Annotated in this window: 11 protein-coding genes; 6 read left to right on the top strand and 5 right to left on the bottom strand. The window is 44.2% G+C overall.

Going from position 1 to position 15,781, the window contains the following annotated elements; all coding sequences use genetic code 11:
- The first annotated feature begins 1,258 nt into the window (after positions 1 to 1,258).
- From QE357_RS05515 to QE357_RS05500, 4 genes are all read left to right on the top strand, one after another.
- Complete coding sequence (locus QE357_RS05515; protein ID WP_309706355.1) at positions 1,259 to 3,385, top strand: ATP-binding cassette domain-containing protein; 2,127 nt, start codon at positions 1,259 to 1,261, stop codon at positions 3,383 to 3,385.
- A 71-nt stretch (positions 3,386 to 3,456) separates the two neighbouring features.
- Positions 3,457 to 4,824: an HlyD family secretion protein gene (locus QE357_RS05510; protein WP_106636200.1), complete on the top strand. Its 1,368-nt coding sequence runs from the start codon at positions 3,457 to 3,459 to the stop codon at positions 4,822 to 4,824.
- A gap of 80 nt (positions 4,825 to 4,904) precedes the next feature.
- Positions 4,905 to 6,275, top strand: a complete 1,371-nt coding sequence (locus QE357_RS05505) for a TolC family protein (RefSeq protein WP_309706354.1) — start codon at positions 4,905 to 4,907, stop codon at positions 6,273 to 6,275.
- 163 nt (positions 6,276 to 6,438) lie between these two features.
- The gene (locus QE357_RS05500) at positions 6,439 to 6,609 is read left to right on the top strand and encodes a twin-arginine translocase TatA/TatE family subunit (protein WP_106636198.1); all 171 of its coding nucleotides are present in this window, start codon (positions 6,439 to 6,441) and stop codon (positions 6,607 to 6,609) included.
- Positions 6,610 to 7,014: 405 nt separating this feature from the next.
- Here QE357_RS05500 and QE357_RS05495 read toward each other — a convergent pair whose 3' ends face one another.
- From QE357_RS05495 to QE357_RS05480, 4 genes are all read right to left on the bottom strand, one after another.
- On the bottom strand, positions 7,015 to 7,737 hold the full coding sequence (locus QE357_RS05495) for a hypothetical protein (RefSeq protein WP_309706353.1): 723 nt from the start codon (positions 7,735 to 7,737) through the stop codon (positions 7,015 to 7,017).
- A gap of 180 nt (positions 7,738 to 7,917) precedes the next feature.
- Entirely contained in the window at positions 7,918 to 8,667 is a 750-nt protein-coding gene (locus QE357_RS05490) for an imm11 family protein (RefSeq protein WP_309706352.1), read from the bottom strand.
- Between the two features lie 354 nt (positions 8,668 to 9,021).
- Positions 9,022 to 9,237 (bottom strand): hypothetical protein, encoded by a 216-nt coding sequence (locus QE357_RS05485; protein WP_309706351.1) that lies wholly within the window; start codon positions 9,235 to 9,237, stop codon positions 9,022 to 9,024.
- Positions 9,238 to 9,239: 2 nt separating this feature from the next.
- Positions 9,240 to 9,452, bottom strand: coding sequence for a transposase (locus QE357_RS05480; protein WP_309706350.1), 213 nt, complete (start codon positions 9,450 to 9,452; stop codon positions 9,240 to 9,242).
- A 438-nt stretch (positions 9,453 to 9,890) separates the two neighbouring features.
- Between QE357_RS05480 and QE357_RS05475 the strand changes: the two genes are divergently transcribed.
- Both QE357_RS05475 and QE357_RS05470 read left to right on the top strand, forming a co-directional pair.
- The gene (locus QE357_RS05475; protein ID WP_309706349.1) at positions 9,891 to 12,368 is read left to right on the top strand and encodes a hypothetical protein; all 2,478 of its coding nucleotides are present in this window, start codon (positions 9,891 to 9,893) and stop codon (positions 12,366 to 12,368) included.
- A 66-nt stretch (positions 12,369 to 12,434) separates the two neighbouring features.
- Entirely contained in the window at positions 12,435 to 14,087 is a 1,653-nt protein-coding gene (locus QE357_RS05470) for an LIC_10190 family membrane protein (RefSeq protein ID WP_309706348.1), read from the top strand.
- Positions 14,088 to 14,436: 349 nt separating this feature from the next.
- On the opposite strand, the gene QE357_RS05465 is transcribed toward QE357_RS05470, so the two are convergent.
- Positions 14,437 to 15,681 (bottom strand): OmpA family protein, encoded by a 1,245-nt coding sequence (locus QE357_RS05465; RefSeq protein ID WP_309706347.1) that lies wholly within the window; start codon positions 15,679 to 15,681, stop codon positions 14,437 to 14,439.
- Between the last annotated feature and the right edge of the window lie 100 nt (positions 15,682 to 15,781).

Below are 15,781 nucleotides of genomic sequence, written 5' to 3'. Positions count from 1 at the left end.
TCTGGCTTTGTTTGAACATCGTTTGAATGAGTAAGGGGTTTGAAGGTTGGAGTAATCATCCAACCTTCAAACCCTTTCAAGCTTTCTATCCCTTACCAAAGTCTCTTACAAAGAGAACTTTTCAGAAGCTGTCTAAAATTTATAATCAAAGACCTTATTGCGAATCAGGGCTTCTGCAGGCTTGAGAGATAACGGCAGGTGGAACCTGCCTTAGGGTAGGAACGAGATGGAAACTCACACCAGAGGATAGCAGGCTTATTTCTTCCCTCTGTCATCTCGAACGAAGAGAGACCTTTTGAGGAATGGGACGGGTTTAGTCAAGTTACCGCCTAACCCAACCAGCTCGACAAAGATCATAAGTTCCTTCCTTGGCAGTCGCTCGGCTCTAGCCGAGTGACGCTGTAGTCTGGCAGGCCTCTGGCCGATGGTAGCAAGTCTGTTTTGATTAGGGAAAAATTATTGGATGACCCCCTACTGGTTCGCCCTCTACCGGCCAGAGGCCTAGAGTCAGGTAGTCACTCGGCTAGAGCCGAGCGACTGCGGAGGTGGAACCTGCCTTAGGATAGGAACGAGAGGGAATCTCGCACCAGTGGTTGAAAATAGAAACCTTCCCTCTGTCATCTCAAACGAAGAGAGAGACCTTCTGAGGAATGGGACGGGGTTAGTCAAGTTACCGCATGACCCAACCAGCTCGACAAAGGCCATAAGATCCTTCGCTTCGCTCTGAATGACAGACGCTAAATATGAGTAGCCTCGGTCTGGATGGACCGAGGCTACTCATATTTAATCCTGCTGGGGTTATTGTTAAAACAGTCTTACGAAAAATAACCCCGGAGGGGTTAAACATTTAATAGCCCCGGATGAAATCCGGGGAGGCAACCTCAGATTACACCCTAAACTCTTCCTCTAATCGTCCCCAGAAGTAGATAGAGGCTTACTACTTTTATTGAAACCTTATTTTTCAAACCAGATCAAATAATAGTCAAACCAAATCAACCTGCTCAAACTGTTTTCAAACCTTTCAAACGCCAAAATCCACCCCTGCTGGCTATCTTTTTTTAGGGGTTTTTACGTCATTACAATCACCCCAGAAATTATTAGAAGTTGATGAGAATCTTTTCTTTAGGAACCGCCAGATTTAGTTTTGTCGTTATGGTAAATGGCAAAGAATGTTAGTACGTCATTTCTGAGCCTGCTGAAGTTTTGTTTCCCATGTTTTTAGTACAACTACTACCCTCGCATTGATTCTTTAAAAATTATGACGATTCATGTATTAAATCACACAGTTCGGAAACTGGCCGAGCTGTTTTTCCCAGATAAGCTCACTCATTCTTCAACCAAACATCTCATTGAATCGGCAAAAGCTTATCAGGCAGAATCGCTGGAGGCTTTCATCGCGGATTTAACAGAAAAGGCCTTCACCGTTGATCTGGCTTTAGTAAAGCACGAAAAAACCGAAGACGATTTCTGGAAATGGAAAGAAGAAAGTGAACATCCTTTTGTCTTTTTCGAGAAAACGGAGGATGGTTATCGACCCATCATTGCCGGAAAAGATCTAAAAAAGGGGAAGCCTTACCATTTTTCGATTGAAGAATCGGGCGAACAAACCATTACCGGAGAAGGGATTAACCCCGTCAAAAACAAACATGGTAAAGTAGTCTTTCTCACGGCGTTTCCTATGCACCCGCTCACGAAAGAAGGCGGTAATAACGAAGAGGCCGAACACGTCAACCCCTGGCGACGCACCTTACAGCTCTTCAAAAACGAACGTCGGGATATCTATTACCTCTATCTTTACGCCATTGTTTCAGGTTTAATTGCCCTGAGCTTACCCCTGGGAAGTCAGGCTATTGTAGGTCTGATTCAGGGAGGATTGGTCTTTTCTTCCGTATACCTGCTAGCCGCTCTGGTTATTGTGGGAACCTTAATCACAGGTATCTTACAGATCGTTCAGGTTTCGATTGTGGAGGTTCTTCAGCAACGCATTTTTGCTAAAGCTGCTTTTGAATACGTCTACCGCATTCCCCGCATTAAGATTGAGTCGCTGAGCAAGTATTATGCTCCCGAGTTGATGAACCGCTTTTTCGATATCCTCACGATTCAAAAAGCCCTGCCGAAAGTACTGATTGATATTACAGGAGCCGTCATCCAGATTTCCTTCGGTTTGTTACTGCTCTTTGCGTATCACCCGATGTTCATCGTCTTCGGAGTAATGACCATTATCCTGATCTTCTTTATCTTTCGGGTGAATGCCAGTAAAGGTCTGGAGACCAGCCTTAATGAATCCAAGTACAAGTATAAAGTAGCTCAATGGCTGGAAGACATCGCCCGAACGCTGAATAGCTTTAAAGTAGTGGGAAAAACCAATCTTCCTTTACAGAAAATGGACGATCTGGTGAGTCGCTATCTGCTGTATCGTGAGAAGCACTTCAAAATCCTGCTCCGCATTTTCTACTACATGGTTGCCTTTAAAACGCTGGTCATCGCGGCTCTGCTGATTTTGGGTATCTTCCTGGTCGTAGATCGCCAGATTACGTTAGGACAATTTGTGGCTTCTGACATCATTATCGTCCTGATTGTAAGCTCCGTAGAAAAGTTAATTACCAGTATTGACACGATTTTTGACTTGGTCACAGCAACGGAGAAAATGAGTGCAGTAACGGACTTACCACTAGAAAGAACCGGGGGTATTAACGTTCCCATTCGTGATCAGGAATTTTCGATGCAGATGCACAATCTTTCCTATCGTTACCCCGATGGTAAACGGGCTATTCTCCAGGGCCTCAACCTTTCCATCAAAGCGGGTGAACGCATTGCCGTCACTGGGAAAAACGGCGGTGGGAAAAATACGTTGCTCCGGGTTTTAAGCGGTATTCTGAATGATTACGAAGGCAGTATTTCGGTAAATGGGTTTTCGTTGCGGGACATTCAGTTAAATGATTTCCGCAATGCCGTAGCCAAAAACGTTTCCCACGAAGAAATTTTCGACGGTACTATTCTGGAAAACATTACCATGGGCCGGACAAACATTACCATAGAAGATGTTCGCTGGGTTATTGAAAGTCTGAATTTAACGGAAAAAATCAGTCAGTTACCCAATGGTCTGGACACTCAGATGCTGTCTTCGGGACAACGTTTCTCGGAAAGTTTCAACGCTAAGATTACCGTAGCCCGTTGCATCGTGGAGCGGCCTAAGTTGTTGATTTTCTCTGATTTTTACGGATTACTGGATCGGGAAGAAAAAATACAGCTCATCAAGTTTGTCTGCGATCCTTCTCATCCATGGACATTCATTACCATTTCCCACGACCCTGAAATTCTGTCGGCCTGCGACCGGGTTTTAATTCTGGAAAATGGCAAAATTGTTAGTGACGGACCTTATTGATTTCCTAGCTCCCGTGTAGTTTACAGACCTGTTTGACACAGAAACTACCCACAGTCAATTATTCTATAAAGATGCTGAATATATCTCCCAAGCGAGTCGATCCAGATATGTCTGAGATCGAAATCAATTCACTAAAAACGCTTTCGACCCACCGGACGGGCCGCAAACTGGCCCGCTGGATTATTGGGATTCTACTCATTCTGTTCATTGTTCTGTTTATGCCCTGGCAGCAGAACATCAACGGTACGGGTACGGTGACGGCCCTTACCCCGCAGGATCGGCCTCAGACGGTGCAGAATATTATTGCCGGAAGGATCGAAAGATGGCACGTCCGGGAAGGTCAGGTTGTCCAGAAAGGCGATACCATTCTGACGCTTTCCGAGGTTAAGGATGAATACTTCGACCCGAATCTGCCCGAGCGATTAACGGAACAGGTTGGAGCTAAAGAAACGGCAGTAGACGGTTACGAAAGTAAAATTGACGCGGTTGACAATCAGTTAAGTGCCCTGCGAAATGCCCTGCGACTAAGTCTGGACAAAGCTCGAAACAAAGTATTGCAAGCCCAGGCGAAAGTGCAATCAGACAGCGTAGACGTGTTAAATGAGCAGATTCAGTTCCGAATCGCCGAAGTTCGTTTTGAACGTTTCCAGCAAGGGTACGCTCAGGGGCTTTTCTCGAAAACAGAACTCGAAACCCGTGAATTAAGCTTTCAGGGCTCGCGGGCTAAATTAGTTGCGGCCCAAAATAAACTGGCGATTTCCCGTCAGGATTTGATTAACTCCCGCATCGAATTGAACTCGATTAATGCAGATTATCAGAAAGAAATAGCCAAATCGCTTTCTGACCGTAGTTCGGCAGTTTCTTCCCTGGGCGATGGCCGCAAGGAGCTTTCAGAGTTACGGAATAAAGTAGCGAATGTCGGGGTTCGTCGTAATCAGTACGTATTACGAGCTCCTCAAAATGGTATTGTCGTTAAAACCCTGAAAGCTGGGGTGGGCGAAACCATCAAAGAAGGCGAGCCGATTTGTACGCTGCAACCGCAAAACCCTCAAATGGCAGTAGAACTATACGTAAAAGCCATGGACGTTCCGCTGATTCAGAAAAACCGGGAAGTACGGATTCGTTTTGACGGCTGGCCTGCTCTGCAATTCTCGGGTTGGCCCTCGGTCAGCGTGGGTACGTTTGGTGGTCGCGTCGTGGTTATTGACCAGGTGAACTCTCCCAATGGTGAATACCGGATTCTGGTAACACCCAAGCTGGAAGAACGTCGGGATCACCCCTGGCCTAAGCAGTTACGTTTAGGCTCAGGTGTATACGGCTGGGTTATGCTGGATAGCGTTCCGGTATGGTATGAAATCTGGCGTCAGTTGAATGGCTTCCCACCTAGCCTGAAAGAAGAACCGAAAGGAGACTACGAAGGGAAGGGAGGTAAAAAATGATGAATTCAGTCTTCCGTTTTCGGTGTTCAGTGTTCAGTTACTGGAAGTTTTTCCGAAAGCTATTTTTTCTTTTGATCCTGATGGGAAGTTACAGTTTTGCTTCTGCTCAGGATTCGGTTCGGATTTTTACCTTTTCGGATTATGCGGATTTGATCGTTAAAAACCATCCCGTGATCAAACAATCCGAGCTGATTCCGGCGGATGCCCGTACGGAATTGATGCAGGCTCGGGGGATGTTCGATCCTAAACTGGCTTCGGATTTTAGTCGAAAAGAATATAAGGACCGGGAGTATTACAACCACTGGGAAAACTCGCTGAAGATCCCAACCTGGCCGGGTATTGACCTGAAGGCCGGTTTTGATCGAAATACGGGTCCGTACATTAACCCTCAGTATCGCACACCCGACGCGGGTTTAGTATACGCGGGTCTGAGCGTTCCGCTGGCCCAGGGGTTACTGATTGATGCCCGCCGTTCTACCCTTCGACAAGCCCGATTATTACAGGACATTGCCGAAGCTGATCGTCGGAAATTGGTTATCAAGATCATGTACGATGCCGCCAAAACTTACTGGGACTGGTACTTTGCGTATCAGCAATTTCGATTTACTTCGGAAGGGTTAGACCTGGCTCAGGTTCGGTTTACGGCGGTGAAGCAACGCGTAGAAATCGGTGATTTGGCTCCGATTGATTCCGTACAGGCTAAAATTACGGTTCAGGAACGGCAGGCATCCTATCAGGAGGCTCTCATGGAATTTCAGAACACGCGGCTGGGCATTTCCAATAACCTCTGGACAGCAAACAACGAACCCGCCGAACTACCCGAGAACGCGATTCCGGGCGGTGTTACCTTACCCGAACCAACCGAAGAACAGTTGAATAACTTACTGGCCCGGGCCAATCAACAACACCCGGAGCTAATTAAATTCAATTTCAAGTTACAGCAACTGGACATCGAGCGACGGTTTCGGCAGAACCAGTTACTACCCGTCGTTAATGTGAGTTATAACTTCATTCGTGAGCCGGTTAATATGGGTTCGTACGATGCGGGCTGGTGGATGACCAACAATTACAAGGTTGGAGCCGAAGTAAGTTTCCCGCTGTTTCTGAGAAAAGAACGCGGGAAACTTCAGCAGGTTCGTATCAAGCAACAGGACCTTCGTTTTGATCAGCAACAAACCCAGCGAACCATTGCTACTACGGTACGTCAGGTCTTTAATCAGGCCCGATCCTATCAACAACAGGCTGAATTTCAGCGATTGGCTACCGAAAATCAGGCGGTTTTGGTGCGAGCGGAACAGCAGAAATTTACTATTGGGGAGAGTACTTTATTCCTGGTAAACACGCAGGAAACGAAATTGATCGACATGCTAATCAAGACGGAATCGCTACGAACCAAATACGCCAAAGCCTGGGCTAACAGCCTGTATGCCGCCGGTAGTAATCCTCAATAAGCCCATTTTAGTAAAGTTCGAAGCTTAACATCTCCTTAAAACCGGATGGTTTTGAAACTAATTTGCTTATTTTTGGTATTTAATTTCGACGAACACTAAACAACCAAAGGTTTTAGTGTCTAATTTTATAACTAGAACTTATTCACTAAAAACGACCATCATTATGTTTGGAATGGGAGGACCCGAAGTTGCACTTATTGCTGTAGCCTTCGTACTGTTATTTGGAGCCAAGAAAATTCCTGAACTGGCTCGGGGACTAGGAAAAGGAATCCGCGAGTTCAAAGACGCTTCTCGCGAGATCAGAGAGAACATCGAAAATCCAGGGAAAGAGTAATTGCTCTCCTAACCATATAAAAGTCAGCTCCAATCGTGAAGCTGACTTTTTTGGTTTTGGTGGATTGCAAATCCACCACAGATGGCTTTCGGATTATAAATCCGAAAGAGCACTTATAGTAACCCATGTAGAGATGCGACTTCATCGCGTCTGGCTGGGAAATGGTAATTTATCACCAGTGGTACAAATCGCCTCCTACCCAAATTGTTCCGACTATGAAATGCCAGACGTCACATCAAAACAGTTTAGGGGGCTAATGACTATTAACTAAAGCACCTGCAAAGCCTAGGACAGGAAAGCAAGTGCTACTCAGCAGGCTTGATACCCCCAGAATTTACAGATGTTTTTTGATAACATCTGTAATAAAAGCTTAATTCTCAAAATTTTTGATAGATAACATATCCTTTATTCACTTTCAATATATATGTCGTAAATATCATCTTCATAATTAAGCCCACTAATATTATGAGCTTCAAGGGCATCTATTAAACGATTTGATATGTATATTTTACTAGTTAAAAATTGAGTGACCCATAAATCCAACTGGTTATTAAAATTTTTATTAAGTATTAAATCATTAACTAATACCGCAGATCCAGTTTCATTGTATATACTAATATAATCTTCGTAATTTTTTATGTCACTTTTTTTATAATTAGTAAATCCTTTTGAAATTAAATACTTAAAATTATAACTGCATTTCTGGAAATTAACAGTATGTTCTCCTATTTCAAGATTAAAACATAGCCACTTATAGCCCGATATGATTTCTCCATTTTTATTGAGTGTTATATCAAAATAATTATGATCTGGTAAATTGAAATCATTTAAAATATTTATTACTCTTTCACTCACTATAAGTCCTCTTCTTAAGCCTGCGATATATAAAATATCTGTTTTTCTAGCACTATTGTACAATTGTATATTACGGAGTTGTTGTCCATATTCTTTCCAAGAGGCCCATTTTTTCCATATATCTAGTGGCCATCTGTCATTGTAAATAAATAAGTCTTTGTATAAAGGATGATTGCTATAAAATTCTTCATCTAGGAACCCTTGCCCAGCTCCGTGTTTTACACCTACAATTTTAGGATCAACCTCATTCCTAAGTGTTTTGTATGTATTCATAATTTTGTTTATTCGAAAGATTAATTCTTAAATCATTCCAATTATTAGGCTCTTAATCGTCACTTGAAACGCTGGATAAAAGCAATTTGTAATTGACGTTATTATAAGTGAATAATTTATATTGATTACAAAAAATAAACTAGAATAATCCACAAAGTACTAAAGATAGGGTTTTCTGGATCATGAAAATATTAACTCAGTAGAACTATATCCTAAAAATTCTGATCGTCTTTTGTCTCTTTCGGGTGAAATAGCTTCGTATCCTGTTATCCTATTAGCTTCCATCTTTTTTAAGAGCCTATCAGAAATATAGTTTTTAGACCCTAAAAATTGCATCCCGAATAGGTCTAATTCTTGGTCAAAGTTTTGATTAAAGACTAGTTTTGAAACGCCTACGGCACTACCGGTTTCATAAAACACATTCATGTATTCTTGATAAGTTTGAATATTAACCGCAAAATTTTCACCAAAGTTGCGTTTATGGTAACGCAAATCATATTCGCACTTAGCAAAGTCTACAGTTTGTTCGCCTGTGTCCATGTCATAGACAAACCACCAATAGCCATCTACAATTTTTTCTTTTTGTATAAAGGTCGTTTGTAAGAATTTATGATTTTGTGGTAAATGGCTACTCTCTAAGATTTCACGTAGTTGATTATTAACAGCAAAACCTCGCATTGAAAAATCAATATAGTCCGTATGCTTTGCTTTCTTTTCCATGAACACCTTGTATAAAGGTTGAGCATATTTTGTAATTTCTGCCCAAGGTTTCCACCAGTCTTTTCCAGCTAATTCTGTTTCATGAAAAATAGATTTGTACCATTGGTTTCTTTCTAAAAAATCACCAACTTCAATATGTACTTGACCAGCCCCATCTGTAACTCCTACTATTTTAGGGTCTACAGTGTTAGTTAACCGATAATATATCATTTAAAAATTATTTAATGTTATATATATACAATAGGGCATTAGTTATTAAAAGTTATAGAAACATTGCGTTCCAATAGCACCGCCCTATATTCAAGAAATAGATAGTCATCTACTAAAATATACCTACAGCTATCGTTATACAAATGTTCCCTATTGTTAGTTATGAACTAACGCTCTTTCGGATTTGTAATCCGAAAGCTATCTGTAAAGGATTTATAATCCAAGATAGAAATAGAGCTTCTAATCAACAATAACGTCAATTAAGCCTAGTTTCCGAGCATAATTTCGTGCAGAACTATACAAGTATTCGTCTGGATGCTCAACAATTCCAGCTCTTACAGGATTATCATGCAGCTAAGTTAGCTTTTGTTGGTAAAATTCAGGGGTAAGAATCTCTTTAGCCTCGCTTCCATCCTGCCAGAATTTATAAATTTTATTTTTAGGTTCATATTTTCCTGCATATTCAAAGCGATACAATAACCAGTTCCGACGACTCTCCCGTTCCAACTGTACTGCTTCTACTATCTTTTTAGAGGTATACTTCTTAAAATCTCGTAAGATGTCAGACATCGTTATTTCTCTATTTCTGCAGAAGCCATTAGATGTAAATGATTTGTCATTAATACCCAGCCGTAAATTTCCAATCCTTTCGCTTGCTGACAGTACTTAAGAGCATTTACAATAATGTCCTTATAAACAGGTCTGGTAAATACATCTACCCAATCTACAACTGTCATCGTCATGAAATAGGTATATCCTTCGTGAATTCTGTTCTTTAAACCCATGGGTTGCTCCTTGTGATAATTTAAACTTCAAAGAGCATCATTTGAGCGAATTTCAAAAACCGTTTGATAATCATTTGTATGTTATGGATTGCAAATCCATAACAGCATGCGATTCCATTGTACGTTGAATGGATAGTGGTCAAAAGCAGGTTTTCTCCATAGAACTTATGCAAAATAGCATTCGATGGTCGATGAGGCTTTGCTTCAAACCAACAGTAGTTGTGGATTGCAAATCCACAACAGACGGCTTTCGGATTATAAATCCGAAAGAGCATCTGGACGCGACTTCATCGCGTCTCAACGCAGAAGGGCTGGAATTATAGCGATCTGCCTTGAATTGGTAATCCAACATTATCTCACGCTAGCCAAACCTTTTTGGCCCATAACGCACCACAGTTTGCGGTATCTTCTATTTTTGTGCTTTCTATCTCTGTACGCATGAAATCCACGCTTAGCAAGTTACTCCCTCATTTACTCGCCGTTCTGGTTCTGTTTGTACTGGCTGCTCTCTATGCCTCGCCTAGTCTTCAGGGCAAAGTTCTGGGCATGCACGATATTCAGCAGGCTCAGGCCGGAGCTCAGGAACTCAACGAATTCCACAAAGCCACGGGCCGCTGGGCTCTCTGGACCAACTCCATGTTCAGCGGAATGCCTGCCTACATGGTTGCAGGCGATTACCCGTATACATTCGTCGGTAAAACCGTTTCCATTGCCTTATCTATCATTCCAGAAGCCATTCGGATCATTTTCCTGATGATGCTGGGCATGTACATCTTACTGACTACCATGGGCGTTCGTCGCTGGCTGGCAGTGGTGGGAGCTCTAGCTTTCGCCTTCGGTTCGTACAACATGATCTTCATTAAGGCCGGTCACGTTTCTAAAATGTACGCACTGGCTTACATGCCGGGAATTCTGGCTGGGGTGATGCTGGCCCTTCGCGGACGTTACTGGATCGGCGGAGCCGTTACCGCTCTATTTGTCTGTCTCGAACTAGCCGCTAACCACTTACAAATCACGTATTACTTCGCTCTGGCTCTGGTTCCGTATATCATTATGGAGACCATCGTGCAGATCAAGGAAGGTCGTCTGAAAAATCTCATTACGGCGGGTGTGGTTCTGGCCATTGCTGCCGCTGTGGGCGTAGGCAGTTATGGCGGTCGTTTAATGGTTACGCTGGATTATACGAAGGAAACCACTCGGGGTACCTCTGAACTTTCACTGCCCAAACCCGCCGCTCCCGGAGCTGCCGCTGCTGCAAATACCCAAAATGGGCTGGATTATAACTATGCTTTTGAATACAGTTACGGGATTGGTGAAACGTTAACGCTGCTAATTCCCCGCGTCTACGGTGGTGCTTCGGCGGAGCCGCTTACCACGGATTCCGAGATTTACAAAATCATGACCCAACGCGGCATGGATCCTGCTCAGGCCAAGCAAATTGTAGAGAATGGATTTTATACCTATTGGGGAGGATTACCCATCAACGGTGGACCCGCCTACGCCGGAGCCGTAGTGCTTTTCCTCTTCGTATTAGGTTTGTTCATCGTCAATACCCGCGTGAAATGGTGGATTGCCGGAGCTACAATTTTAATGCTATTCATTGCCTGGGGCAGTAATTTTTCTGCCTTTGGTAACTTCATGTTCGATCACTTCCCGCTCTATAATAAGTTCCGGGCGGTTACCATGACGCTAAGTATCGTTCAGTTTTTAGTGGCGTTACTCGCCGTTTTAGCGGTACAAACCCTGATTGATCGTAAACCCACCTTTGCTGAACTCCGTCCGGCTTTGCTTGCCAGTGTGGCCCTGACGGGTGGTTTGGCTTTGTTGGTATGGTTGCTTGGGCCTTCCGTTATGGAGTTACGCAAGCCAAACGAAAGCGTACAGTTAGGTCAGATGTTCGGTGATCCTGCTTTCGGTACGGAAGTCCTACGAGCTCTGGTCGAAGATCGGGGTTCTTTATTACGTTCGGATTCCCTCCGCACGCTGATTTTTGTACTGATTGCGGCGGCTCTGGTCTGGTTATACGTAACGAACAAGATCAAGGAAACTATTCTGATCGTTGGTCTGGGCGTGATTGCTTACTTCGATTTGTTCTTCGTGGATAAACGTTATTTCAACAACAAAGATTTCTCCAGCAAGAGCGAAGCTCAGGCCCGTATTACTCCTACTCCGGTAGACGAGCAAATTCTTCAGGATAAAGGGCTGAGTTACCGGGTACTGGATAATCGGGGTTACTTCATGAGCGATGCGAGTGTATCCTATTTCCATAAATCACTCGGGGGTTACCACGCCGCCAAGCTGAAGCGTTATTCGGAGTTAATGGAGTACGCTTTGCCAAAAAACTTTATGGGTGTAATTAACATGCTGAATGCCAAGTATGTGATTCAACGCGATCCGCAAACGAATCAGGATGTGGTTCAGCAAAACCCGGAAGCGTTGGGGAATGCCTGGTTCGTTCAGAATTACCGACTCGTGCCTAATGCCAACGAAGAAATGAAGGCAATGGAAACGCTTAATCCAAAACAGACGGCGGTCATTGATCAACGTTACGCAAACGACTTGAAAGGATTAACCTCCATCCAGTCGGATTCTACCAATTCGATTAAACTGGTTGCTTACGAACCTGATCGGATGAAATACGAGAGCAAGGCGGGCAGTGAACAACTGGCCGTTTTCTCGGAAATTTTCTATAAAGGTAATAACGACTGGAAATCGTTTATCGATGGTAAAGAAGTTCCTCACATTCGGGTTGATTATCTGTTGCGAGGCTTACGCGTTCCGGCGGGTACCCATACCATTGAGTTCAAATTCGATCCTCCCGTCTGGAAAAAAGGCATGACCATCGACCTGATTTCCAACATTGCCCTGATTTTATTAGTGATTGCGGGCGTGGTCATTGAAGTTCGTAAACGATAATTCCTCGAATGTTCGCTTGAAAATGGCTGGTGCATGCATCAGCCATTTTCCATTTAGTTAACCCGTATGCTTATTACCTTGCTCCTCTGGCTATACATGTCCATCCTCTGCCTCGCGGCTGGTGATTTGGTATGGCTAGCCTTCCAACGTTTGGGACGTTCTCCTCAGGAGTTACCACTCCCCGCTCTAGCCTTCATCGGTTGGGCCGGATTAACCAATGTATTAGGTTATTTCTGGCTCTTCAGTTCGATTGGAATGGAGGTTCATGCAGGGCTTTTTATCGCATTAATGGGCTGGTTAATCCATCGACGTTCGTATTGGAGCACTCGAATACAGAAGATTACTTTGCCTAAATCACTTTATTTCTGGGGAGCCTTTCTACTAGGGTTTCTGGTCATTCTTACCCGTACTACGCACCTGCCACGAGTGGCCGATACGGGGGGGTACCATGCTCCGATGATTCGATGGATTTCGGAATATGCCGTCGTCCCCGGACTGGCAAACGTTAATTATCGCTTTGGATTTAATAACGCCTCCTTTCTGACGGAAGCCTTTTTCAATCTTCGTTTTCTTACCGGAGAATCGTATCACGTGCTGAATGGTTGGCTGATGCTGGTACTTTTCGGGTGGGGATTGAAGTCCCTTCTTCACAAACCCCAGCGAATGAACGACTGGCTGATACTAGGAATGGGGGTTCTCTTTCTCTGGCATGCTCACTGGCGGCTGGCCTCGCCCAGTCCCGATCATCCCGCTCAGATTCTCGTCGGACTCGTCTTTTATTTGATGACCCGGCAAGTAGAAGGCTCTGGTGCATCGTCCGAACGCCTGTTGATCGTATGGTTAACGCTGCTGGCCTTTACCATCAAAATGAGCACGCTTATGGCCTTGCTGGTTCCTGTCGTCCTATTTGTTGATTGCTTTCGAAAAAGGAGTTACCGTCAGGCTAGCTTACTGGTCGTGGTCGGACTTATTCCGCTTCTCTGGTGGCTGGGAGCCAATCTGATTTTAACGGGCTATATTCTTTACCCTACCACTTCACCATTAATCGACTGGTTTTCTTTTGACTGGAAAGTCCCAACTTCCGTTATTGAGCAAGGCTTAATTAATCTTTCTGGGGGAACCAAATTGAGTCCGGTCAACGGTTTATTTGATTTTAGCTGGATACCTCACTGGTTCGCTTCGCAGTTACTCCCCGATCAGGTATTACTTATTTTTCTCTTTGGCTGGCCGCTGGCGGCAATGATCCAGTGGAAGCGGACGGTGCAGTTTCTCATGCAATATCCTAACTGGTTCTGGTTATTATTGATGTCTTTTGCGGGAGTAATTTTCTGGTTTATTAATGCTCCAGAATTCCGGTTCGGAATGGGCTTTATCGTTGCCGCCTTGCTGATTGGGTATGCTCCTTTTCGCAGACCCGTTCCCAAGCTGTTCAGTTTGGGAGCAGTTGGATTCCTTAGCCTTACCTTGGTATATGCTTCCTTTAAACGGCAGTCTCCCCCCCTAATAACTCCTGATTCTTACCCAGAGGCTTCCGTAACGGTTTACCCCTTGCCTCCGCTTCAACTATACGTAGCCAACGACGACCCGCGAGTAGTGCATGGCATCAAAGGGTATTGGAGTAACTGTCAGGATACGGATTTACCCTGTAGTCCTTACTATAATCCGGCGTTGAGTATGAGAGGAGCAACCCTTCAGGACGGGTTTAAAATTCAACCCTAATTCCGTAGAGACTCGACTTCATCGCGTTTGGGTAAATAGTTAATAGTTTTTAGTTGTTGGTTAATAGATTAATATTCAGTGTTTTCCCCTCCCTGGCTGGTGTCTTCACCAGCCAGGGAGGAAAGAATTTAAGAGGCTTTGCTACCATTAAATTTCAATGCTTAAGAGGCCATTTTGTTACTATCTAAATTATTCTCATTTCCCAGCCAGACGCGATGAAGTCGCGTCTCTACGTTTCCCTCCCTGGCTGGTGTCCTCACCAGCCAGGAACAGTGGTTGGTGAGGACACCAACCAAGTAATAGAGGCCAGTGTTTCCACTAGCCTCTATTACTTACTACTTCAATTACCCTACTTCTTGGTCACAATTAATTCTACCCGGCGGTTTTGTCTTCGTTGCTGATCGTTAGTTGAGTTTACTAACGGTTTTGTATCGCCAAAACCCTGCGTTTCAATACGGCTGGCTTCAATTCCATTGTCAACTAAATATTGCTTCACCGTTGTAACCCGATCAATCGACAGCTTCATGTTTGCTTTAGAATCTCCAATGGCATCCGTGTGGCCTTCCAAACGTATCTCTACCGTTGGATTTGCTTTCAGCCATTCTACTACCTGCGTTAGCCCTTCAATGGATTCGGGTAACAGGTCCGCTTTTCCGGTTTCAAAAAGAATGTTTTTCAGTTCAACCTTTGCCCCTACTTCAGCCTTCAATTCTTCCGCCGGGGCTTCTTTAGGAGTAGGCTCAACGGGCGGTGGAGTCACTTCAGCCGCTGCGGGTTTAGCCCCCGTGGCTCTTAGGTAAAAATCCTTCTCAACCGCATTTTCCTTGACAGTTACCGTCGCCGTAGCAGGCTCATAACCCGGAGCAATGACGGTTACCTGATACGTAGCGGGCTTCACATTTTTTCGGTAAACGCCTGTGCTACTGATGGTTTTCAACGTATCGTTTTTAGCTCCCGGTTTTTGAAGAACGATCCGTCCGTCGATCACCTCTTTGGTCGTAGCATCGTAGACCTGTCCACTTATTAAAACGGTTAAAGGAGGAATAGTGGATCCCGCTTCTTTCTTCGCCACTACCGGAGCAGGCGTTTTCTTTGCATTTTTCTTAAGAGCCGGATTTTTTATGTGGATATGGTAGAAGTTCCAGCAGTGCCAGTTATCCATACCATCCCGACATTCAAAGAGATTGAAGTCTTCCAGTCCTGGATCAAGTCGTTCGAAATACACGACAAATGACACCACATCGCCAGGGCGGACGTCACGTTTGGCGGGCCTTACCGGAATACCTTCGGCCTTAATAAACTTGAACGAATAGAGTTTACCCTTACTGTTGACTTGCAGATCACTTTCCGGATCAATGGCAATGTTGGATGCCGTCATACTGGGGTTCATTCGTCGCAGGTACCGATCTTTTATACTTGGAACGGGATCTTCATACCGCAGGGAGATGATCGTGTATTGGCTAGTCAACTCCACTTTGGTAATCGTCACATCTTCGGACGTTCGACCTTCCACCCGTGGGTTTAGCGTAACCTGAGCCTGAGCGATAGTTGCGAACAAGATGCTGAATAGAGCGATGAATACTTGCTTTTTCATGGTTAAATCAAACAACATACGGGTATTAACGTAAATTCAGGTTGAATATTTTCAGGCTAAATTTACTCAGGAATGGGCAAAAAAGAAGTCCCGCAGGTAA

It is taken from the genome of Siphonobacter sp. SORGH_AS_0500, assembly GCF_031453245.1.
GTDB lineage: Bacteria > Bacteroidota > Bacteroidia > Cytophagales > Spirosomataceae > Siphonobacter.
Note: the sequence above shows the minus strand (reverse complement) of the source record. Positions and strands in the feature narration are given on the sequence as shown.